Below are 1,089 nucleotides of genomic sequence, written 5' to 3'. Positions count from 1 at the left end.
GCGTCAAGCTGTCCACCGACTACGGTGGCAAGACGCAGCTCAACATGGGCTATCTGGTCGATCACAAGCGCCAGAAGCGTGGGGAAGGTTTTGAGTTGCGGACGTCGGGGTGGGGGGCTTTGCGGGCGGGCAGGGGGATGCTCATCTCGGCGGATGACCAGCCGAACGCGAACGGGCAGCAGCTTGAGATGGCGTCTGTCCAAGGTCTTCTTCAGCAGGCACTGCAGCAGACCGAAGCTTTGGCCGCCGCGGCCAAGGCAGCCGAGGCCGTGACCGCTGATTACGATCGGCAGAAGGCGCTGCTTAACGAATCCCTGTCGCAACTAAAGAAGGCGGGCATTCTGATCAGCGCGCCCGCAGGCATGGCGCTGGCTTCGAGAACGGATCTGCAGTGCACCGCCGCCGAGAACCTGATTGCCACGGCGGGCGGACACGGGGATTTCAGCATCGCAAAACGCTTCACGCTGGCCGCGGGCGAGTTGGTCTCCATCTTTGCGCAGAAGCTTGGCATCAAGTTATTGGCCGCGCGGGGCAAGGTAGAACTTCAGGCGCAGAGCGACGAAATGCGTCTTGTCGCGGATAAGCACGTGACGATTACCAGTGCAAATGGTCGCGTCGTCATCGAGGCGAAGGACGAACTGCTTCTCAAGTGTGGCGGCTCGTATCTGCGAATGTCGTCAACCGGGATCGAAGACGGGACACGCGGCGACCGGACCATCAAGTCGGCGGCATTCAGCCGGCAAGGACCCAGTTCGCTCGCGCAAGAAATGAACACGTGGAAGCACGCGGATTTCGATGAGCAGTTTGTTCTCCGCCGCTCATTCGACGGCGCACCTGTCGCCAATCGCAGATTCAAGGTCATTCGCGATGACGGTAGCGTAATTGAAGGTGTGACGGACTTCGAAGGGCGGACCGGATTACAGAGAAGCCTGTTCGCTGAAGGGCTTCGCCTGCGGATCTCCTGGAGTTGCCCCTATACCTCAGGACACGCAGACACCGCTAGGTTGATGACACTGCAGTCCGTCTGAACTCGCGCGGTGAGCGATATTTCAGGGCTTTGTGCGGGTGGCGCTCATTGTAGTGTTCAAA

At 60.0% G+C, this 1,089-nt stretch carries 1 protein-coding gene; it reads left to right on the top strand.

Going from position 1 to position 1,089, the window contains the following annotated elements; genetic code table 11:
* Positions 1–1,028 (top strand): DUF2345 domain-containing protein (locus F7R19_RS29540; RefSeq protein ID WP_150982967.1); only part of this gene is annotated, 1,028 nt, incomplete at its 5' end.
* Positions 1,029–1,089: the final 61 nt, after the last annotated feature.

The organism is Cupriavidus pauculus, from assembly GCF_008801835.1.
Classification (GTDB): Bacteria; Pseudomonadota; Gammaproteobacteria; order Burkholderiales; family Burkholderiaceae; genus Cupriavidus; species Cupriavidus pauculus.
Note: the sequence above shows the minus strand (reverse complement) of the source record. Positions and strands in the feature narration are given on the sequence as shown.